Raw genomic sequence first — 20,181 nt, 5'->3', positions numbered from 1 at the left:
AGAAAATTCTCATTACATCCGCTAATCCCCGGTTCTATCCGATACTTTGTGGATTCTATCCTTTTCCTTTGTAAACGCAGAGTTAAACATGCTTGCCCCATTACATTTGCTTCCTATAATATAGGAGGAGAGTAAGGGGTATTTAGTCTTGTAGATTGGACTCGATGTCTAGGCGGGGGTGAAAGGGTGTTTAAACGGTTGAGAGTATCGGATGGTCGGCGGATGGTTCCGTTGACGATCAGAAATTATGCGAGGGGGGATTTCGCGAAGCTTGTCGCCTTGCAAGAGCAATGCTTTCCTCCGCCTTTTCCCTCGGAGCTTTGGTGGAACGAGGAGCAATTGTCGGAGCACGTGACTCGGTTTCCCGAAGGGGCTTTGTGCGCCGAAATAGACGGAATTATCGTAGGGTCCATGACTTCATTGCGCAGAAATATCGATCCGAACACCCGTCATCATTGGTCTTCCATAACCGATGAAGGTTATATTAGGAATCATGAGGCGGATGGAAATACGATATATGTGGTGGATATCTGCGTTGCACCGAATTTCCGAAAGCTGGGAATAGGCAAATGGCTCATGCAGTCGATGTACGAGACCGTCGTTCGATTGGACTGCGATAATTTGCTCGGCGGGGGAAGGATGCCGGGTTACGGTGATGTCGCTAACGAAATGACGCCGGAACAATACATAGAACAAGTCGTTGAAGGAATATTACATGATCCCGTTATTACTTTTTTATTGCAATGCGGAAGACTACCGATCGGAATTGCGACCAATTACCTAGAAGATGAACAGTCTTGTCATCACGCAGCATTGATGGAATGGCGTAACCCATTCAAGAAGGAGCGAGTCTAATGGAATATATCCGCGTACAGTCAATCGAGGACCCTAATTTTGCGGCAATGCACGAATTGATGAGCTCGATTTTTCCGCCGGAAGAGGTTCTGGCTTTCGAATTGTGGAGGGAACCGATCGCGGATCCCGACATTCACGTTTACGTGGCCGTATACGAAGGCAATGTAGTTGGAGCAACGGAATATCGTTATTATCCCGATTTGCGCGTCGCGATGACCGATTTCACGATTATCGGCGTTATGGGTTTGGGAGTCGGACGATACCTTTACATGCAACGTTCCCTTGATTTGCAACGGCTGCAGTCCGAAAGCGGGACGGAGTCGATCGGCATGTTCGCGGAAATTTACAGACCGCAGGCCGTTTCGTCTTACAAGTTCGGCAACGTACTTCCAATGCATCCGGCTGTGCGCCGCGAAGTTCTGTCCCATCTGGGTTATCAGAAACTTGACATTACGTATGTGCACCCTTCTTGGGACCACGAGGGCAGAGCCGTCGCGGAGCTGGATTTAGGCTTCTTGCCGGCGGATGAAACCAGGCAATGGTTGTCCGCGGGGTTAATCTCGAAGTTCCTCAAGCAATATTATTCGGCACTTCCGAAGAAGCCGAGAGAGTGGCAGGAAATGATCTCGGAGTTGGACGGCGGCGACGAAATCAAGCTTCTGCCTTTATGAGCTAGTTCACGATTAAGCGAATACGTTCTTCGAATAAGGTAAGCAGAAACCCGATGCATGTCTTGTCGAGGTACTGCTTACCTTTTATTTGTTTCCACCTGCAAATCCATTATTTTGAATTGATAAATTCGCCGATTAGAAATAAAGTTAAGCTCATACGGATCAAGAAGGAGATCATCATGCGCATTACATTTCTAGGAACCGGCGATTCCATGGGAACGCCGAGAGTATATTGCGATTGCAGCATTTGCATGGAAGCCAGAACGACGGGCGTCAACCGCCGGTTTCGCTCCTCTCTTTGGATAGAAGAAGAAGGTCAACGGCCGCTCTTGCTGGACTGCGGTCCGGATTGGCTAGCTCAGATGGAAGGTAACGGGACAAAGAAGGTGTCGCAGGCGCTAATTACCCACGCTCACTTCGACCATATAGGCGGCATGACGGAATGGGCGGATGCTTGTCGCTGGACGAACGAGAAAGGGGTTGCCTATGCTCCGCGCGAGGTATTGAACGAAATACGCCAGCGGTTTCCTTGGATCGAACGGCATATCGAGATGGCGGAGAACGATAACGGAATGACTTACGGGAAATGGCGGATAACGCCATGGAGGGTCAATCACGGGAAGAACGGTTATTCCTATGCGTACCGCTTCAGTAATGAGGAGAACGGAGTCAATTGGGTATATTGCTCCGATGCGATCAACTTGACGGAACGGCAAAAAGCACCGTTGGCCGATTTGGCATTGTTGGTGCTCGGCACGAGCTTCGCCGAAGAGCCGTATCCGATGGATACTCGATCGGTATACGATATGAGGGAAGGATTGTTGCTCTCCGAAGAATGGAATCCGCAATCTGTCGTCTTCACGCATCTTTCTCATGACATAGACGTTACTCATGACTATCGCCTGCCGGAAAATGTTAAGCTTGCCCGGACGGGGTTGTCAATGAACTTCTAATCGCGACTGCGGATGACGAGAAGCAGTCCGTCTGTAATCGAGATCGCGCCGCTCGAAGCTTCTAATACATTGCTAACTCCTATCGACCATCCGAGCTTCAGCGTCGCATCCTTAAGCGGGTACCTAAAGCCTTTTAAAGTTACCCCCGTGACTTCAAGAGACAACGGAAGTAAAGACGTATAAGGAAATTTCGGTTCCGCATCCAATACTAATCGGTCAACGCAAAGCCGTATTTCGTTATGATCGTCGATCAGCGTGAGCCTGCACCCATGTTCGGAAGCATGCCTAAGCAAATGTACGTTACCTAGGACATGGTCGAATCGAGTGCCGAAAGCGCCCAAAAGGACGATTTCCATAAAACCTCGTTTAATCGCTTCCCGCAGGGCAAGCTCCGTATCCGTCCAATCCTTGTCGATCGGATCGCAAGTGTACAACTCGATTGCGGTCTCGCGAATGCGATCCATCTGATCGGGCGTAACGGAATCGAAATCTCCTAAAGCCAAGTGGGGGGCGTAACCGTTGCGCGTCAGAAATTCCGCTCCGCGATCGGCACCTATGATATAATCCGTCGGCAATAAATGTTCGAGCGCCCAAGGATCAAGGGTGCCTCCGGTGAAGATGAGAGCGCGCGTATTCGGCGAATGGTGCGGCATGACGGACATGGTAAGGAACCTCCTAGTTATACGGACAAGCATTGTTCGTTCTATCAGTATAACGGAAAATGATCGTTGCGGAACAGCGAGGCTTCCCGCTACAATGAGAAAGACTTAATGAATGAAACCCTCTATTCGCTGATGAACGAGGGGAAAGAGCCGGATCGCGCGGAGGAGAGTTTAAGTTGGAGTGGGAATTTCAGGTTTTTAGCATTATCGGTACGATCGCTTTCGCGGTCAGCGGAGCGATCGTCGCCATGGAAGAAGATTACGATATTCTAGGGGTATTCGTATTGGGGCTTGTTACCGCGTTCGGCGGCGGAGTCATACGCAATCTGTTGATCGGAGTTCCCGTTACGACTTTATGGAGCCAAGGATTGTTTCTCAAAACGGCCGGTATATCTATCTTGATCGTGTTCATCGTTCCTATAGCGCTCATTCATCACTGGAAAAGAAGCGAAGCCTTCTTCGATGCGATCGGCTTGGCGGCATTCGCCATCCAAGGCGCATCATACGCGTTAAACGCCCGATTGCCGATAAGCGCGGTCATGGTTGCCGCCATGCTAACGGGAATCGGAGGCGGGATGATCCGGGATATTATGGCCGGACGTAAGCCGCTCGTCCTCAGGGACGAGATCTATGCGGTATGGGCTATCGGAGCGGGATTGGTTATCGGGGTCACGGGAATACAGAAACCATGGGAGCTATTCACGCTATTCCTGTTGGTCGTAGCGTTCAGAATGTTATCCGTCTTTTATAAATGGAAGCTTCCGCGCCGTTCCTTACGCACCGCGACGGATCGGAATCCAACTGGAGGTCAGTCATGAGTTATTCCGTTTTGTTCGTTTGCCTGGGCAATATTTGCCGTTCGCCTATGGCGGAAGCCGTGTTTCGTCATCTCGTTAAGCGAGATGGGTTAGAGAATAAGATTACGGTCGACTCCGCCGGAACCGGTGATTGGCACATCGGGCATCCGCCTCACGAAGGAACGAGGGGATTGTTGGACAAACTTTCGATATCCAGCGAGGGAATGAAGGCGAGACAATTCACCTCGGAAGACGGCGGCAGCTTCGACCTCATCGTCGCCATGGATTCGAAGAACGAACGCGATATTCTGAACATTCTGCAAGGCTCGGACAATGCTCCGGTCATCCGGTTTATGTCGTTGCTTCCCGCGAACGGGTCCGACGATGTGCCCGATCCTTATTACTCCGGCAACTTCGAAGAAGTATACGAACTCGTGAAGGACGGCTGCGAAATATTATTGGAGCGAATCAAAGGGAGGCTTGAACATGGGGAGTGATTCCGAACGAACAGAGGCTTCGCCGTCGGCGCCGATTCCCTTGTCGTTCAAATGGATTCGCTTAGTCTCGCAAGAGGAATTAATGCGAAGAATGGAACCGGTCAAAATATTGAAGGAAGAGGAAAACGAGCTTTATCGAGTCGTTAAGGATCAGGAAACCGGCGAGCACTATTTGCATTTCGCGTCGTACCATCTTCACATCGCGGGAGGAGCAGTCGACGAGGAATACCATCACTTGCTTCCGTTGGAGCACGACGACGTCATCGCGTTGGCGCTGGGAGCTCCGTTATACGAATACCCGGAGCAGTGGACCCATGCCTATCTTCGCAATGGCCCTGATGGCGGCTTCGTCTGGTATGATCCTAGCGGCGCCGCGACTAGCGAAGCGGAATATGCCGAGACGGAAGCCTTTATCCGCGAGCAGCTGCTTGCTTTTCGAAGCAAAGGGAATCATGAAGAGGAAGACGTGAGGCGACTGCTTGACGCCATGGAGAAACGTCTTCCTCCCCGTTCCGAGCCTTAGTCGAATTCCGGAGGCGCCTCGCCGAGGAATGCAGCTAAAGCCTCAGGTAGCTCCTGTTGCCAGAATCCCCACTTATGTTCCCCGTTTTTTTCGGCGTATTTGACTTTCGCGCCTTTATTCTCCAACAATCGCACGGTTTTCCTATTTAACTCCACGAAATCGAATGTTCCCCTGTCGGTCGGATATTCCCTCTCCTGCAAACCTACGACCATCCATATTTGCACATTCTCCAAAGAAGCAGCTTGCCGAATCTGCTCGACGTAACTATCGTAAAAAGCGCCCGAAAGGGAGATGATACGATTAAATAGAGCAGGATAAGCGATAGCAAGCGAGAGCGATACGGCACCGCCTAATGAATCGCCTGCCAGTACCCTTTGATCGGGGGTGTCGCGAACGGGATAATGCGATTCGACCCAGGGTATGAGCTCTTCGGCGAAAAAACGGGTATATATAGAATAGCGCTCGCCGTCCGGAGCGTATTCCGAAGTCCTTCGTTTCTTGTCGACGTCTACGCCTACGATGATGAACGGATCCCAACCTTCTTCCAATATCAACCTTTGGGTATGGGTTGCAATGCGTCCGAAGTTGAAGAAATCTTCGCCGTCCTGGCAATAAACGACAGGATAACTGATCCATTGTTGAAACCCTGGCGGAAGATAGACTCGAATGGAACGGCTTTCTTCAGGCAGAAATTGACTAGGCACGTCGTGCTTATGAATCGTTCTCTTGAATAACGGGTTGTCGCTCATGGGACAAACCTCCTTGCTAGGTATGGGAAATCACGGGCATGGGCAAACCAATTGGAGGTAAAACCTACAGAGGTGTATTATCCTGTTACATAATATATTAAATCCTGTTATACAAACATGAAATGGAACAAAGCTATATAAACAAAGGATTTTTTGAGTTTTTCTTTGACCAAATCACTTAAACAGGGATATAATAATTCTATAACAGAAAGCCCTCTTCCACAATTAAAGATGAGGTGAACCTAATGAGCAAATTATCCGCGGAAGCTCCGGCGGTCAAAGCCGGCCTTCCATCGCACGAAGTCAGGTCCGATGACGTAACACCATTACAAGTATTGTCCCCGGAAGGCGAAGTCGTCAATCCGGAACGCATGCCTAAGCTTTCCGACGATCAGTTGAAAGAAATCATGTACCGCATGGTCTTCACCCGCACATGGGATGACAGAGCCGTGAATTTAGGCCGTCAAGGCCGTCTAGGCTTCTATGCTCCGGTTTCCGGACAAGAAGCGACAATGGTCGGCAGCGAATACGCTTTGGTGAAGGAAGATTTCATTTGCCCGGGCTATCGCGACATGCCGCAGCTCGTCTGGCACGGATTGCCGTTGTACCAAGCTTTCCTCTATTCCCGCGGACATCAGCATGGCGGGCAAATTCCGGAAGGCGTTAACGTTCTTATGCCTCAGATCATCATCGGCGCGCAAATTTTGCACGCGACCGGTATCGCGATGGGCTTCAAGCTTAAGGGCGAGAAACGCGTAGCGATCACTTACACGGGCGATGGCGGTTCCTCCGAGGGAGATTTCTACGAGGGCATGAACTTTGCGGGCGCGTTTAATTTACCCGTTATCTATTTCGTGCAAAATAACGGCTATGCGATCACGACGCCGTTCGCTAAGCAGACAGCTGCACAATCGATTGCCCACAAAGCGTTGGCGGCGGGCATTCGCGGTCAACAAATCGACGGAATGGACGTCCTGGCCGTTATTTCCGCGGTGCAAGAGGCTGCCGAAATCGGTCGCAACGGCGGCGGCGCTACGCTGATCGAAGCGTTGACTTACCGTTTCCGTCCGCATTCCATGGCAGACGACGCTTCCAAGTACCGTACCAAAGAAGAGGAGCAAGAATGGAGCTTGAGGGATCCGCTTGTTCGCTTCGGCAAGTTTTTGGAGAAAAAAGGTCTTTGGAACGAAGAAGAAACGGCTCGCGTGAAAGAAGAAGCGAAAAATGCGGTGAACGAGCATATCAAGAAAGCGGAGCAAACGGAGAAAATGACCGTTACGGGCTTGATCGATTCGATGTTCGAAACGACGCCTGCGCATCTTGAAGAGCAAAAAGCCGATTTCCAATAATAGTCGCTCATAAATTTATGGAGATGATCTGCCCGCGGATATCGATCGCGGGCGAGAGATCGCTCGTAGACGGGAGAGTTTATCAGCATGGCTCAGATGAATATGAAAGAAGCGATTCGCGACGCAATGCGCGTAGAGCTGAAACGCGATCCTAACGTGATTCTATTCGGCGAGGACGTCGGTAAAGTAGGCGGCGTTTTCCGCGCGACGGAGGGTCTGCAAGGGGAATTCGGCGATACCCGCGTATTCGATACGCCGCTTGCCGAATCCGCGATCGGCGGATTAGCGGTCGGACTTGGAACGCAAGGCTTCCGTCCGATTGCGGAAATTCAATTCGTAGGCTTCATCTACGAGGCATTGGATCAAATGTTCGTACAAGCTGCCCGGATGCGTTTTCGTTCTGGCGGCCGTTATAATGCTCCGATCGTATTTCGCACCCCGTTCGGCGGCGGCGTGAAAGCGGCGGAATTGCATACTGATTCCTTGGAAGGTCTGGCTATCCAGACTCCGGGCATCAAAGTCGTTATCCCTTCCAACCCTTATGACGCTAAAGGTCTTCTGATCTCTGCGATTCGCGATAACGATCCCGTATTTTTCATGGAGCATTTGAATTTGTACCATGCTTTCCGCGACGAAGTGCCGGAAGGCGACTATACCGTGCCGATCGGCAAAGCTAAAGTCGTGCGCGAAGGCAAAGACGTTACCATTATCACTTACGGCTTAATGGTTCATACTTCCGTTAAAGCAGCAGAAGAACTTGAGAAAAACGGTATTTCGGCAGAAGTTATCGACCTGCGTACGCTTATGCCGTTAGACATCGATACTCTAGTGGCATCGATCCAGAAAACAAACCGGGCGATCGTCGTTCAGGAAGCTCAGAAAACTTCCGGCGCCGCGGCGGAAGTCATTGCCCAAATCAACGAAAAAGCTATCTTGCACTTGGAAGCACCCGTGCTCCGCGTCGCAGGTCCAGATACGGTATATCCGTTCGCGCAAGTGGAGGATGCATGGCTTCCCTCGGTCGCGCGCATCGTAAAATCCGTAAATCAGGTGCTTCAGTTCTAAATGAGGAGGTTTCCATGTGACGAGATTTGAATATCGGTTTCCGGAGCTGGGCGAGGGACTGCATGAAGGCGAAATCGTCAAAATGCACATCGCGCCGGGCCAGACGGTAACAGACGAAGATATCATTATGGAAGTTCAGAACGATAAAGCGATCGTCGAAGTTCCTTGCCCGGTTAACGGCAAGGTGGTCGAAGTTCGCGCCAAAGACGGACAAGTCATGCACGTCGGCGAAGTCGTGGCGATTATCGAAGCGGAAGGCGACGTTCCCGATCAGGCTCCTTCCGAGGAAAGCCACGCCGAGCAAGCTTCCGGCGGCGCAAGCGGCAACAGCGCGACGGGCGGAACGGATACGCAAGGCCAGCCCGCTCAGCAACCGGTCGTCGAAGCGGTGCCCGTTCAGGCAGCTTCGCCAGCCCCAACCGCTCAACCTGCTTCTGGCGGGTTAGTGCTAGCGACTCCGAGCGTGCGCAAGTTTGCTCGCGAGAAAGGCGTCACGATCTCCGAAGTATCCGGCAGCGGCAAGAATGGCCGTATTACCCGCGATGACGTTCTCGGATTTAGCGCCGGCGGAGCTCCGAAAGCGGCCGATGCCGCTCCGGTAGCCGATGCTTCCGCGACCGCAGCACCTGCGATTGCTCCCAAAGCATCCGTAAGCGGACCTGGCGTCGAAGAACGCGTACCGTTCAAAGGCATTCGCAAAGCGATCGCTAACGCGATGGTGAAATCCGTGTATACGGCGCCTCACGTTACTTTAATGGACGAAGTAGACGTTACCGGACTTGTTGCACTGCGGACGAAAGCGAAGCCGGTGGCGGAGAAGAAGGGCGTCAAGCTCACTTACTTGCCGTTCATCGTGAAAGCTCTTGTCGCGGCAACTCGCGAATTCCCGCCTCTTAACGCTATGATAGACGAGACGGCTAACGAAATCGTCTACAAGAAATACTACAATGTCGGCATCGCTACCGATACGGATAACGGACTGGTCGTTCCCGTCATAGCTGACGCGGATCGCAAGAACGTCTGGTCGATCGCGAACGAAATTCGCGAGCTCGCTACTCGCGCGCGCGACGGTAAGCTGACGTCGAACGAAATGAAAGGCGGCACGATCTCGATCACGAACATCGGGTCCGCTGGAGGCATGTTCTTCACGCCGGTCATTAACTTCCCTGAAGTCGCTATTCTCGGAACCGGCCGCATTACCGAGAAAGCCGTCGTTAAGAACGGCGAAATCGTAATCGCGCCCGTAATGGCACTGTCCCTTAGCTTTGACCACCGTATCATTGACGGCGCAACAGCGCAAAATTTCCTAAACTATATTAAACAACTGCTTAGCGATCCTGAGCTGCTTGTTATGGAGGTGTAATCCATGGTCGTAGGAGACGCTTCTCTAGATATCGACTTGCTCGTCGTAGGCGCGGGCCCTGGCGGTTACGTGGCAGCTATTCGCGCTGCTCAATTAGGTCAAAAAGTAATTATCGCGGATAAAGCAAAGTTCGGCGGCGTATGTTTGAACGTAGGTTGCATCCCGTCCAAGGCATTGATTAATGCCGCTCATCACTACGAGTCGATGCAGCACGCGGCTGACTTCGGATTGTCCGCCGAGAATATCGGCGTTGATTTCGGTAAAGTACAAGACTACAAAACCTCCGTCGTTAACAAAATGACGGGCGGCGTAGAAATGCTTCTGAAGGCGAACAAAGTGGAAATGTTCCAAGGCGAAGTCATGTTCATCAACGAGAACGAAGCCCGTTTGTTCAACGATCAGGAAGCTCCGCGTTATCGGTTCAAGAACTGCATTATCGCGACGGGCTCCCGCCCGATCGAGCTTAAGCCGTTCCCGTTCGGCGGACGGATTCTGTCCTCGACCGAAGCTTTATCCTTGCCTGAATTGCCGAAGAGCTTGATCGTCATCGGCGGCGGATACATCGGAATCGAGCTTGGCCAAATGTACGCGAAATTCGGAACGAAGGTAACCGTGCTGGAAGGCGCGGATACGATTCTCCCGGGCTTCGACAAAGACATGAGCCAACTCGTCGTGAAGAAGCTGAAAAAATCCAACGTAGACATCGTCAACGGCGCGCTTGCCAAAGGCGCGGAGCAAACCGACAAAGAAGTAACGGTTACGTACGAAGTCGCGGGCGAACAGAAGTCGGTTACGGCCGATTACTTGCTCGTCACCGTCGGTCGTCGTCCTAACACGGACGGAGAGCTTGGCCTGGATCTTATCGGCGTCAAGGTCGGCGAACGGGGATTGATCGAGGTCGACGAGCAATGCCGCACGAACATTAAGCATATCTTCGCGATCGGCGATATCGTGCCGGGAGCGGCTCTGGCGCACAAAGCTTCCTACGAAGCGAAAGTCGCGGCCGAAGCCATTGCCGGATTGCCATCCAAAGTGGATTATAAATGCATACCTGCGGTCGCTTTCTCCGATCCGGAATGCGCAAGCGTCGGCTATACGGAGAAGGAAGCGAAAGAAAAAGGCTATAAAGTGAAGTCCAGCAAGTTCCCGTTCGGCGGTAACGGCCGCGCGGTAACTCTGAACGGAGCGGACGGCTTCTTGAAATTGATCCACGACGTGGACAACGGACTCGTGCTTGGCGCGCAAATCGCCGGCGTTGAGGCTTCCAACATGATCGCGGAAATCGGCCTGGCAATCGAGATGGGCGCGACGATCGAGGATATCGCGCTTACGATCCATGCGCATCCGACGTTGGCTGAGATTACGATGGACGCGGCCGAGCTCGCGATGGGTCATCCGATCCACACGCTCGCTCCTAAATCTTAATTCGAAGTCGAAGAGACGAGTAAACCTTCATGAAGACGACACGAGCATTCGTGGCCTGTCTTCATGAAGGTTTATTTAATATCATTAATCGATTGGTTCGAATAAATGGGATCCAAGAATATATTAAAGCGGGAGGGGATGAATGGATGGAGGCAGAAGTGAGGCCGGTAAGCAGGTCGCGATCTATCATGACGGAGCTCGTGTTTCCGACGGATACGAATCATCACGGCACGATGTTCGGCGGTACATTAATGAAGTATATCGATAAAATTTCCGCCATTTCGGCAATGCGCCATTGCAGCAAGTCCGTCGTGACGGCATCCACGGACAGCCTCGATTTTCTAACTCCGATCCGGATGGGAGAAGCCGTCGAGCTGGAAGCATTCGTGGCCTCGACGCATCGAACCTCGATGGAGGTATACGTCGTCGTTCGCGCGGAAAATTTGTTCACCGGAGAACGAAGAGTGACTTGCACCGCGTTCTCTACCTTCGTCGCGGTGGACGAGAACGGCAAACCGATCACCGTGCCTCCGGTATTGCCGGAGAACGCGGCCGAACGGAAGCTGTACGACAGCGCGCCCGAGAGGTACGAAGCACGGAAGAAGCGGCGAGCCGAGCGTTATTCATCGACAGATTAACTAACGTAGTGATACAATATACAACAAAAACTTTGGTCGAGGTGTGTACTCGTTGCGTAATTATTTGGATTTACTGAAGGATGTGCTCGAGAACGGAACGCCTAAAGGGGATCGCACGGGTACGGGAACGTTATCCGTGTTCGGCAGGCAGCTCCGTTTCGATCTGTCTCAAGGTTTTCCGCTTGTGACGACAAAGCGGATCCATCTGAAATCGGTCGTTCACGAGCTGTTATGGTTTCTAAGAGGCGACACGAACATCGATTATTTGAAGGAGCACGGAGTCCGGATCTGGGACGAGTGGGCGGACGAGAACGGAGACTTGGGTCCGGTATACGGCTCGCAATGGCGTGCGTGGGAGACGGCCGACGGCCGTACGATCGATCAGATCCAGCAGGTCGTCGACGGAATCAAGAACAATCCCGATTCGCGCCGGCATCTTGTTAGCGCTTGGAACGTCTCGGTTATCGACGAGATGAAGCTTCCGCCGTGCCATTTCGTTTTCCAATTTTACGTGGCTCAAGGCAAGCTGTCTTGCATGCTTACGATGCGTTCCGTAGATTCGTTCTTGGGACTGCCGTTTAATATTGCCTCTTACGCCCTGTTGACGCATATGATCGCCCAGCAATGCAATCTAGAGGTCGGCGAGTTCGTATGGTCCGGCGGAGACGTTCATATTTACAACAATCATTTCGAGCAAGTGGAGCTTCAATTAAGCAGGGAGCCATTGCCGCTGCCGCAGCTGCGCATTAAACGCAAGCCGGAATCGATATTCGACTATACGTTCGAGGATTTCGAGTTCCTGGGTTACGAATTTCATCCGTCTATCAAGGCCCCGGTCGCCATTTAATCGATTCATGGCACAAGATCGCCTTCTACCCTTTGGTGGGTGGAGAGGCGGTCTTTTTCATTCGCGCGAACGTTGCCGGCTTTAATATGAATTTCGATTTCCCTCAAACCGGAATTCGATTCCATTCGTTAGCTAGGATGAGATTCCATTCCGAAAGGGGAAAGATCGCGAATGAACATGGGCAGAAGATGGATAATGACGCTTGGACTTGTATTCGGATTAGCATTAATGCCTCTATCCGCATTGGCGGAGGGAGAAACGCCGGCTACCAACGCAACTACGCTTACCGTGCAAACGCATACCTCAAGCGAGGCCGTCACGCAATTGGGCGTGCTTAAGGGAGATGGTCAAGGCGTAACGGATGCTTATTTGGGCAAAACGACGACAAGGCTGCAAGCCGCTATTCTTATGTTGAGGTTAATCGGGAAAGAACAAGAAGCGCTTGATTACATGGGGACGGACACGTTCGCCGATGCCGCAGACGCCGGAAAGGCCAGTCAGCCCGTGCTTGCTTATCTTAAGAATAATCCGACCTACGGTTGGGGCGGAACGGGAACCGGTAACTTCGAGCCCAATGCCGCAATAACGGCGCAGCAAATCTATAAGGTCATGCTGGAATCGCTTAATTACCGCTCGGGAACGGATTTCGCCTTTAAGGATACGATAGTCTTCGCGACCGAGCAGGGCATTTATCGTGCCGCCGGCGCATCCCCTTTCACTAATCGCGATCTATCGACCGTACTCGCCGAAACGCTTCAGGCAACGCCTAAAGGCGGTATGCATGCTTTACTACACGAGCTTGTCGGGAAGAACATCGTAACCGCGGATAACGGAAAGTTATTGGAAGGTCTCAGGATCGACGTTCGTCAAACCGCGGACGGGGCTTCTTATTTGACCGACGGCAAAGGAATGGCGCTCTACTTATTCACGAAGGATATGGCTGATCTTAGCTCGTGTCAAGGTACGTGCTTAACGAACTGGCCGGTCGCGTACTCTGACCAATTAATCGTTCCGGACGGTCTGGATGCCAAGGATTTCGGAGCATTCGTTCGTACCGACGGCGGGAAGCAACTGACCTATCAAGGCTGGCCGCTCTATTATTTCAACAAGGACGCAAAGGCCGGAGACGTGAACGGAGAGGGAGCGAACGACGTTTGGTTTCTCGTTAAACATCCTTTCTATACGATCGGACTCGGGACGGATGCGAAAATAGCTAATTATTTGGTCGACAGTTCCGGAAGAAGCTTGTATTATTTTGACAAAGACCCCATTGGCAAAAGCGTGTGCGAAGGCAATTGCCTGGCGAATTGGCCAGTTTTCCATGCGGATTCCATTGTCGTTCCCAAAGGCTTGAAGACGGAGGACTTCGGAGAAATCACAAGGTCAGACGGCATTAAGCAAACGACGTTCAAAGGATATCCGCTATATTACGTCGCGCAGGATACCAAGCGAGGAGATCTGAAGGGGCAAGCCGTAGGCGATATATGGTTCGCGGTCAATCCATCGACTTTCGCGGGCACGACTGCGGGTAAGGATACTCCAGCGCCCGTGGTCACGGAAAAAGCCGTAGTGGAGATGAAGGAAAATTCGTTTACGCCGACTGTACTAACGGTCAAAGCGGAGACGACGATCGAGTTCATCAACCGCGACGACATGAAGCATAACGCGGTGGCGGTGGACGGTTCCTTCAAGACGGAGTTGCTCGAGAAGGGACAGTCCGCCACGATCAAGCTGGATACGCCGGGGACGTATGAATATTTCTGCGAACCGCATAAATCCTTCATGAAGGGAACGATTATCGTCCAATGAGCTTCCGACATAAAGGTTACTTACTCGCGCTGTTGTCCATTTTCGTGATCTTATCGCTAGCCGCGTGCGGAAGCTCGAAATCGTCGACTTCCTCGGAGGGAGCCGCTTCGAACGCTTCGGCTCCAGCTTTCGAAACGGCTTCGGCAACGACGTCGGCTTCGCCTTCGGCCTCCCCGGTAGAATCGGCGCAGGCTTCGGAAACCGACGAGCCTAGCGAACAATCTTCGGAAGAGGCACAGGCAAGCCCTTCACCTTCGCCTTCACCGTCGCCAAGCCCTTCGGCTTCGGATGCAGAGTCGCACAGGCATGAATCCGAAGAGGCATCCGCAGATTCTCCATCGGCGTCCGTACGTCCTTCTGCAAACCCAACTCCAACTCCGAGCAAGGAAGCGGCCACGCCGACTCCGACGAAAGAAAACGAGGGCGAGGCGGAAGGGGAGCAGATCATAGTAGAAATCAAGGATTTCGCCTTTTCCCCCGCTGAATTAACGATTTCCAAAGGCAGCACGGTGACCTTCATCAACCGCGATACGGTCAAACATACCGCCACGGCGGACGGCGGACAATTCGATACGGGTTTGTTCGGTAAGGACGAAGAGAAGGAAATCAAGTTCGACGACTCGGGAACGTTCACTTATTATTGCGTTCCGCATCCGGGAATGACGGGTTCGATCATCGTTGAAGATTAGTAGAAGAAGGCGGGTGGGAGTAACATCCCATCCGCCTGTTTGCCGATTATCGGATAAGCATAATGTTCGTAACGAGGAGATATGACCAGATGGCTAACCTGTCCGATGGGGAACTCATGCGCCGTGTGCGCGAAGGAAGCAGAGACGCTTTGGAGCGGCTTTACGATCGGCATGCGCGGATCGTCTATTCTTTCGCCTATCGAATGGCCGGCGGAGAATCAATGGCGCGCGAAATCGTGCAGCTTGTTTTCACGCGGCTATGGTCGACCAAAGCGGAGTACGATTCGACTAAAGGGGCTTACTCGAGTTGGTTGATTACGATAACAAGGAATATTGCCATCGATGTTCTAAGGCGAGAGCGTAGACATCAATCCATGGTCTCCATAGATGTAATAGAAGAAACGCGAAGTCACGTTGAGGAAGATGATCCGGAATCGATCCTTCTGCGCAACGACCGGCAAGAAGCTATTGCTTCGGCTTCGAGGAGGTTAAGCCCGCCTCAGCAGAGAGTCGTCGAATTGATGTATTGGAAAGGCTACACGCTTCTTGAAATCGCGGAGATGGGCGGAGAGCCGGTCGGCACGGTCAAAAACCGGCTGCACCAGGCGCTGAAGTCGCTTCGCAGACATCTTCAGAGTTCGAGGGAGGAGCTTTAAACGATGAACGACCGGGTAACGTCGCCCTGCGATAATCTAATCGAATATTTAACCGGCGAGAGCATGGATGTGGATCGGAAGAGATTCGAGAAACATCTCGCAACCTGCGCGACCTGCCAGGAAGAAGCTGTTTTATGGCGCCAAGTATGGGATCGCTTATCGGAGGACGCGGAATTGCTCGAGCTTCCAGCCGACTTGAAGGAAGAAGTGCTGGGACCTATTTTGAAAAAGGATTCCTTGACGTCGGGGCCGATTATATCGGCTAGGAATACGCGCAAGGCGGGACCGTTCGCGAAGTGGGCTATGGGAGCGGCGATCGTGGCGGCCGTCTTCTCGTCCGGATGGCTGATCGGCAATCGGCAATCCATGGTTCCCGAACGAGAGTCGTCCGTGCGGCTCCCCGACAATATAGAGACCGTATTCCATTTGAGCGCCGACAGGAGCGCCGGGCAGTTCGCAAACAATGCTAGGGCTTACGGAGTAGCCTGTTTCGTACGTACCGGGCAAGGCGAGCAGTTAGTCGTCTACGTATTCGGCACGCCTCGCACGAAGGGCGAGGAAGCCTATCATGTGTGGCTATTGAAGGACGGTCAACGGACTAGCGCCGGTACTTTTACCGTCGGGGAGTCCGGAATCGGAATCATGACTTTACCGCTGGGAGATCAAGAACTCGATACGGATGCGGTCGGCGTGACTCTGGAGCCGGATAGTCATTCCTTGTCGCCTCGGGGACCGAAGATGTTCGGTTCGGATAAGCAGGAATCGCCCGGCCAAGCTTGATATTGTCAACATTTCGACTGCTTTCGATTGGGTAGGCAGGGGCAAGACGGTATGGTATGATGTTAAAAAAGCCGCTTACTTGCCGGCAAAGGAAGTCAGCTATGACCGTAACTCTCATTGCCGCCGTAGCCTCGAACGGGGTTATTGGCGCGGATAACAAGCTAATATGGCGTCTGCCTGCCGATATGAAATATTTCGTAAAGCAAACTCTAGGCAAGCCCGTATTAATGGGGCGCAAAACTTACGAGTCGCTGGGACGGCCTCTGAAGGATCGGACTAACGTGATTATGTCGCGATCATTGTCGAAAGCTCCCGAAGGCTGTATATTAGTAAGAACGATCCCCGAGGCTCTGTCGATGTTCGCGGACGAACAGCTGATGGTGATCGGCGGCGCGGAAATTTATGCGCAAATGCTGGAATCGGCAGACCGGATGTTATTGACGGAGATCGGACAACCGTTCGAGGGGGATTCTTATTTCCCTTCTTTCAATCGCGACGAGTGGGACTTAGTTTCGCGCGAAGCGGGCGTTCAGGACGACAAAAATCTACTTCCATACGCATTTTGCGTTTATGAGCGTGTTTTAGTGAAATAGTACAAACAATCTTACGCATAATGCATTCAGGCGGTAGGCTTATTTTGTTAGGATTTTCTATCATCAACGTTCAATTAATGTATTAGCGCACTAAAGAAGATACCGACAGATGGGGGAAAAGAAGATGTCGACACCTACGGGTTTCATGGAATATAAACGGGAGCTGCCAAGCGACCGCGATCCGTTGGAGCGCATCAAGGACTGGAATGAATTCCACCGGATGTTCTCCGAAGAGCAGCTTCGCACGCAAGGCGCGCGCTGCATGGATTGCGGAACCCCTTATTGTCATACCGGGATCGAGCTTGGGGGAAGCGTGTCAGGCTGTCCGATCAATAACTTGATTCCGGAGTGGAATAGCCTGATTTATCGCGGGCTTTGGAAGGAAGCGTACGAGCGGCTTAACAAGACGAATAACTTTCCGGAGTTCACGGGCCGAGTCTGCCCGGCTCCATGCGAAGGATCTTGCACGGTCGGCCTGATCGGGGAATCGGTAACGATCAAGACGATCGAGCAAGCAATCATCGACCGCGCGTTCGAAGAAGGTTGGGTCGTTCCTCAACCGCCTAAGACTCGTACGGGCAAGAAGGTTGCCGTCGTAGGTTCAGGCCCCGCGGGACTCGCCACGGCTGCTCAGTTGAACAAGGCCGGCCATACCGTGACGGTATACGAGAGAGCGGATCGCATCGGCGGATTGCTGACTTACGGCATTCCTTCCATGAAGCTGGAGAAGGATATCGTCCAACGTCGCGTCGATCTGATGGCGGCGGAAGGCGTTAAGTTCGTAGTCAACACGGAAATTGGCAAAGATATTTCCTCGCAAGAGCTGCTCGAGCAGTACGACTCCGTCGTTCTTTGCGGAGGCGCTACTAAGCCTCGTCCGATCGGCAACGTAGAAGGTCATGAGCTTAAAGGCATCTACCAAGCGATGGATTACTTGAACAGCACGATCAAGAGCTACTTGGATAACGGCTTGCAAGAAGGTACCTATATTTCCGGGCATAAGAAGCATGTCATCGTTATCGGCGGCGGAGATACGGGAACGGATTGCGTCGCTACGGCTTTGCGTCATGGCTGCGAGAGCGTCACTCAGTTTGGAACGCATTCTAAGGCTCCGATGGAACGCGACTCGAACAACAATCCTTGGCCTGAATATCCGAACGTCTATACGTTGGATTATGCTCACGAAGAAGCGAAGGCTCTGTACGGCGAAGATCCGCGCGCTTTCTCCGTTCTGACGAAGAAATTCGTCGGCGACGAGCAAGGAAACGTGAAGGAGCTTCACACCGTGCAAATCCGCCGTTACGTGGACGAGCAAGACCGCAAAATTTACGAAGAAATTCCCGGCACCGAGAAAGTATGGCCGGCGGATCTGGTTCTCGTAGCGGTTGGTTTCGAAGGACCCGAGCGCACGATTATCGATCAGCTCGGGTTGGAAACGGATCGTCGGACGAACGTTAAAGCTCGTTACGGCAAATATACGACTAACGTGGACAAGGTATTCGCGGCAGGCGATATGAGACGCGGTCAAAGCTTGATCGTCTGGGCGATCAACGAAGGACGCGAAGCGGCTCGCGAAGTCGATAAGTACCTGATGGGAACGACTTTATTGCCTTAAGAATAGGGTTCAACATATTTGAGAAGAGGTCGTTCCGAACGAATGGGAACGGCCTCTTTGGTCGAGTACGGAAGGGAGCAATAAAAATGATTCGTTACGGGGACGAACTATGGACCGAACTGAAATTCAAGGGCTTTAGCTATGAAGCGGTGAGACGGGACGATCAATGGGTTGATGTCACGCTAAAAGCGGAAACCGAGGAGGATACCCCGCTACCGCTTGATTTGATCGATTTTTCGATTATGGCGATTTGTACGCACAATGGTCACCCGATACAATTGGTTACGCTCGATGAGGACTGCGACTGCGAATACCAGCTTACGGAGTGGGAGATCGATCAGATTAACGCCTTCATCCGCACGGACAAGGTACAAGCAGCCATTATCTCCGCCGCTTCGACAGTCGAATCCTAAGGAAATAACGAGAGGAATAACGCTCGTTGTTACTAAGTGGTTCGAAGGACAGGCTTCCCCCAAAACTTTCCACTATGGTAAACTGAACGGGAGCGCAGGGGGAGGCTTAGCCGTGGATAACGCTGTACTACTATCGCCGACGGATATTAACACGATCAGAAGGTACGTTCATACGAAGTATGCGCCGCTCCCCGGCAATCGTCGCGCGGAGATCGTGGCCGACGCGATCCGAAGAACGCTGCAGCAGAGGCTTCCGAATATTCCGGATGAAATAAAAAATCCGATGATAGATAAGCTGATCAGTCGTTGCCTGCTTGGAGAGCAAAGAGAAATCAAGCCGGATGACGTATTGGACTTATGCGCGGAGTTAGAGCTCGACGAAACTCACTTGCGGGAGAGGGTACTGGAGCCGGTACTGAAGTGGGTGAACGAGAGATCCCCCGGAAGATGGAATCAGGAGCAGATTGAAACCCGTTTAGATAGAAGAAAAGGTTATTCGCTTGCCGAAGTTCTCGATTTGCACGATAGCAATGAGAACCAAGCGCACCAGCAAGTCTTGATTAGGAAGAAGATGCATCAGGCTTTAAGCTTTTTACGCAATTGGGGAACGACCGTACCTGCACAGTCTATCGGAGCTGTCGTCGTTATCGCCGCAATAAGCATAACTCTATTCGCGGACAAGCCTAAGGCGTCATCGGATGCAGGGATAGCGGATGCGCCTCCGATCATCTTAAAAGATCCAGCGCCGCCGCTACCGGATATCGGGATGCCAGATCGGTTGAAGTATGCGGATATCGATGCGAAGGGCTTAAAGAATTATCTCAAGTCGCGCGATTCTTTGTTGGCTGAGGAGCCTTACTTCGGTGCTATCGTCGATACCGCTCGAGAGTACGACATCCACCCGCTGCTGCTGTTCGCGATTACCGGACAAGAGCAAGGATTCGTTCCGAAATCGGGTAAGGATGCCAAGACGATCGCCAATAATCCCTTTAACGTAGGGCATAGCTGGATGGAGTATAATACGGATATTCATAACTCCGTCGGTATTGCATCCCGATTACTCGTGAAACTTGCCGCATCAAGGCCGGAAGGGCACGACCCTTTCAAATGGTTTAACAAAACGTATGCGGAAGATCCATTGTGGTCCGACGGCGTCAGGAAAATATTCGATAAATTAAACAGCATGCAGACGATAACATCGATAAAAGCCGAGTGAACTGCTCCCAACATAG

The 20,181-nt window shown here is 52.0% G+C and carries 22 protein-coding genes; 20 read left to right on the top strand and 2 right to left on the bottom strand.

Going from position 1 to position 20,181, the window contains the following annotated elements; translation table 11 throughout:
• The first annotated feature begins 222 nt into the window (after positions 1-222).
• The 3 genes from DFP95_RS12685 (at position 223) to DFP95_RS12675 (ending at position 2,479) form a co-directional block, all read left to right on the top strand.
• Positions 223-855: a GNAT family N-acetyltransferase gene (locus DFP95_RS12685; RefSeq protein WP_115993005.1), complete on the top strand. Its 633-nt coding sequence runs from the start codon at positions 223-225 to the stop codon at positions 853-855.
• A complete protein-coding gene (locus DFP95_RS12680; protein ID WP_115993004.1) occupies positions 855-1,526 on the top strand; it encodes a GNAT family N-acetyltransferase in 672 nt (223 codons plus the stop codon). Before DFP95_RS12685 ends, DFP95_RS12680 begins: the two co-directional genes overlap by 1 nt.
• Before the next feature lie 179 nt (positions 1,527-1,705).
• On the top strand, positions 1,706-2,479 hold the full coding sequence (locus DFP95_RS12675; RefSeq protein ID WP_115993003.1) for an MBL fold metallo-hydrolase: 774 nt from the start codon (positions 1,706-1,708) through the stop codon (positions 2,477-2,479).
• Here the strand turns inward: DFP95_RS12675 and DFP95_RS12670 are convergent.
• Positions 2,476-3,141, bottom strand: coding sequence for a thiamine diphosphokinase (locus DFP95_RS12670; protein ID WP_245987620.1), 666 nt, complete (start codon positions 3,139-3,141; stop codon positions 2,476-2,478). The genes DFP95_RS12675 and DFP95_RS12670 overlap by 4 nt on opposite strands.
• Before the next feature lie 176 nt (positions 3,142-3,317).
• Between DFP95_RS12670 and DFP95_RS12665 the strand changes: the two genes are divergently transcribed.
• Genes DFP95_RS12665 through DFP95_RS12655 form a run of 3 tightly spaced genes read left to right on the top strand, consistent with a single transcriptional unit; the run spans position 3,318 to position 4,958 of the window.
• Entirely contained in the window at positions 3,318-3,959 is a 642-nt protein-coding gene (locus DFP95_RS12665; protein WP_115993002.1) for a trimeric intracellular cation channel family protein, read from the top strand.
• Positions 3,956-4,435, top strand: a complete 480-nt coding sequence (locus tag DFP95_RS12660) for a low molecular weight protein-tyrosine-phosphatase (RefSeq protein ID WP_115993001.1) — start codon at positions 3,956-3,958, stop codon at positions 4,433-4,435. Before DFP95_RS12665 ends, DFP95_RS12660 begins: the two co-directional genes overlap by 4 nt.
• Positions 4,425-4,958: a hypothetical protein gene (locus DFP95_RS12655; protein WP_245987619.1), complete on the top strand. Its 534-nt coding sequence runs from the start codon at positions 4,425-4,427 to the stop codon at positions 4,956-4,958. The genes DFP95_RS12660 and DFP95_RS12655 overlap by 11 nt, the downstream gene beginning before the upstream one ends.
• Here DFP95_RS12655 and DFP95_RS12650 read toward each other — a convergent pair.
• Entirely contained in the window at positions 4,955-5,707 is a 753-nt protein-coding gene (locus tag DFP95_RS12650; RefSeq protein ID WP_115993000.1) for an alpha/beta hydrolase, read from the bottom strand. The two genes, DFP95_RS12655 and DFP95_RS12650, sit on opposite strands and share 4 nt — an antisense overlap.
• A 245-nt stretch (positions 5,708-5,952) precedes the next feature.
• Here DFP95_RS12650 and pdhA point away from each other — a divergent pair, with 245 nt between their 5' ends.
• From pdhA to DFP95_RS12580, 14 genes are all read left to right on the top strand, one after another.
• Positions 5,953-7,056: a pyruvate dehydrogenase (acetyl-transferring) E1 component subunit alpha gene (gene pdhA, locus DFP95_RS12645; RefSeq protein WP_115992999.1), complete on the top strand. Its 1,104-nt coding sequence runs from the start codon at positions 5,953-5,955 to the stop codon at positions 7,054-7,056.
• An 87-nt stretch (positions 7,057-7,143) separates the two neighbouring features.
• On the top strand, positions 7,144-8,121 hold the full coding sequence (locus DFP95_RS12640; RefSeq protein WP_115992998.1) for an alpha-ketoacid dehydrogenase subunit beta: 978 nt from the start codon (positions 7,144-7,146) through the stop codon (positions 8,119-8,121).
• 16 nt (positions 8,122-8,137) lie between these two features.
• Positions 8,138-9,484: a dihydrolipoamide acetyltransferase family protein gene (locus DFP95_RS12635; RefSeq protein ID WP_115992997.1), complete on the top strand. Its 1,347-nt coding sequence runs from the start codon at positions 8,138-8,140 to the stop codon at positions 9,482-9,484.
• A gap of 3 nt (positions 9,485-9,487) precedes the next feature.
• Complete coding sequence (gene lpdA, locus DFP95_RS12630) at positions 9,488-10,909, top strand: dihydrolipoyl dehydrogenase (RefSeq protein WP_115992996.1); 1,422 nt, start codon at positions 9,488-9,490, stop codon at positions 10,907-10,909.
• 146 nt (positions 10,910-11,055) lie between these two features.
• Entirely contained in the window at positions 11,056-11,547 is a 492-nt protein-coding gene (locus tag DFP95_RS12625) for an acyl-CoA thioesterase (RefSeq protein ID WP_115993203.1), read from the top strand.
• Between the two features lie 52 nt (positions 11,548-11,599).
• Positions 11,600-12,394, top strand: a complete 795-nt coding sequence (gene thyA / locus DFP95_RS12620; RefSeq protein ID WP_115992995.1) for a thymidylate synthase — start codon at positions 11,600-11,602, stop codon at positions 12,392-12,394.
• Between the two features lie 171 nt (positions 12,395-12,565).
• On the top strand, positions 12,566-14,203 hold the full coding sequence (locus DFP95_RS12615) for a cupredoxin domain-containing protein (RefSeq protein WP_115992994.1): 1,638 nt from the start codon (positions 12,566-12,568) through the stop codon (positions 14,201-14,203).
• Positions 14,200-14,892, top strand: a complete 693-nt coding sequence (locus tag DFP95_RS12610) for a cupredoxin domain-containing protein (protein ID WP_115992993.1) — start codon at positions 14,200-14,202, stop codon at positions 14,890-14,892. Before DFP95_RS12615 ends, DFP95_RS12610 begins: the two co-directional genes overlap by 4 nt.
• A gap of 89 nt (positions 14,893-14,981) precedes the next feature.
• Positions 14,982-15,548, top strand: coding sequence for an RNA polymerase sigma factor (locus tag DFP95_RS12605; RefSeq protein WP_115992992.1), 567 nt, complete (start codon positions 14,982-14,984; stop codon positions 15,546-15,548).
• Positions 15,549-15,551: 3 nt separating this feature from the next.
• Positions 15,552-16,328, top strand: coding sequence for an anti-sigma factor (locus DFP95_RS12600; RefSeq protein WP_115992991.1), 777 nt, complete (start codon positions 15,552-15,554; stop codon positions 16,326-16,328).
• Between the two features lie 101 nt (positions 16,329-16,429).
• The gene (locus tag DFP95_RS12595) at positions 16,430-16,921 is read left to right on the top strand and encodes a dihydrofolate reductase (RefSeq protein ID WP_115992990.1); all 492 of its coding nucleotides are present in this window, start codon (positions 16,430-16,432) and stop codon (positions 16,919-16,921) included.
• 124 nt (positions 16,922-17,045) lie between these two features.
• Positions 17,046-18,536 (top strand): glutamate synthase subunit beta, encoded by a 1,491-nt coding sequence (locus DFP95_RS12590; protein WP_115993202.1) that lies wholly within the window; start codon positions 17,046-17,048, stop codon positions 18,534-18,536.
• An 86-nt stretch (positions 18,537-18,622) separates the two neighbouring features.
• Entirely contained in the window at positions 18,623-18,949 is a 327-nt protein-coding gene (locus tag DFP95_RS12585) for a hypothetical protein (RefSeq protein WP_115992989.1), read from the top strand.
• Positions 18,950-19,061: 112 nt separating this feature from the next.
• Positions 19,062-20,165 (top strand): hypothetical protein, encoded by a 1,104-nt coding sequence (locus DFP95_RS12580; RefSeq protein ID WP_115992988.1) that lies wholly within the window; start codon positions 19,062-19,064, stop codon positions 20,163-20,165.
• Positions 20,166-20,181: the final 16 nt, after the last annotated feature.

Origin of the sequence: Cohnella lupini (assembly GCF_003386205.1) — a bacterium.
GTDB classification, from domain to species: Bacteria; Bacillota; Bacilli; order Paenibacillales; family Paenibacillaceae; genus Cohnella; species Cohnella lupini.
Note: the sequence above shows the minus strand (reverse complement) of the source record. Positions and strands in the feature narration are given on the sequence as shown.

Excerpts from the sequence above, each read along its gene's own strand:
- DFP95_RS12670 (WP_245987620.1), bottom strand. The coding sequence starts at position 3,141 with ATGTCCGTCATGCCGCACCATTCGCCGAATACGCGCGCTCTCATCTTC.
- DFP95_RS12680 (WP_115993004.1), top strand. The coding sequence starts at position 855 with ATGGAATATATCCGCGTACAGTCAATCGAGGACCCTAATTTTGCGGCA.
- lpdA (WP_115992996.1), top strand. The coding sequence starts at position 9,488 with ATGGTCGTAGGAGACGCTTCTCTAGATATCGACTTGCTCGTCGTAGGC.
- pdhA (WP_115992999.1), top strand. The coding sequence starts at position 5,953 with ATGAGCAAATTATCCGCGGAAGCTCCGGCGGTCAAAGCCGGCCTTCCA.
- DFP95_RS12585 (WP_115992989.1), top strand. The coding sequence starts at position 18,623 with ATGATTCGTTACGGGGACGAACTATGGACCGAACTGAAATTCAAGGGC.
- DFP95_RS12675 (WP_115993003.1), top strand. The coding sequence starts at position 1,706 with ATGCGCATTACATTTCTAGGAACCGGCGATTCCATGGGAACGCCGAGA.
- DFP95_RS12595 (WP_115992990.1), top strand. The coding sequence starts at position 16,430 with ATGACCGTAACTCTCATTGCCGCCGTAGCCTCGAACGGGGTTATTGGC.
- DFP95_RS12660 (WP_115993001.1), top strand. The coding sequence starts at position 3,956 with ATGAGTTATTCCGTTTTGTTCGTTTGCCTGGGCAATATTTGCCGTTCG.
- DFP95_RS12650 (WP_115993000.1), bottom strand. The coding sequence starts at position 5,707 with ATGAGCGACAACCCGTTATTCAAGAGAACGATTCATAAGCACGACGTG.
- DFP95_RS12655 (WP_245987619.1), top strand. The coding sequence starts at position 4,425 with ATGGGGAGTGATTCCGAACGAACAGAGGCTTCGCCGTCGGCGCCGATT.
- DFP95_RS12605 (WP_115992992.1), top strand. The coding sequence starts at position 14,982 with ATGGCTAACCTGTCCGATGGGGAACTCATGCGCCGTGTGCGCGAAGGA.
- DFP95_RS12615 (WP_115992994.1), top strand. The coding sequence starts at position 12,566 with ATGAACATGGGCAGAAGATGGATAATGACGCTTGGACTTGTATTCGGA.
- DFP95_RS12685 (WP_115993005.1), top strand. The coding sequence starts at position 223 with ATGGTTCCGTTGACGATCAGAAATTATGCGAGGGGGGATTTCGCGAAG.
- DFP95_RS12610 (WP_115992993.1), top strand. The coding sequence starts at position 14,200 with ATGAGCTTCCGACATAAAGGTTACTTACTCGCGCTGTTGTCCATTTTC.
- DFP95_RS12640 (WP_115992998.1), top strand. The coding sequence starts at position 7,144 with ATGGCTCAGATGAATATGAAAGAAGCGATTCGCGACGCAATGCGCGTA.
- DFP95_RS12590 (WP_115993202.1), top strand. The coding sequence starts at position 17,046 with ATGTCGACACCTACGGGTTTCATGGAATATAAACGGGAGCTGCCAAGC.
- DFP95_RS12625 (WP_115993203.1), top strand. The coding sequence starts at position 11,056 with ATGGAGGCAGAAGTGAGGCCGGTAAGCAGGTCGCGATCTATCATGACG.
- DFP95_RS12600 (WP_115992991.1), top strand. The coding sequence starts at position 15,552 with ATGAACGACCGGGTAACGTCGCCCTGCGATAATCTAATCGAATATTTA.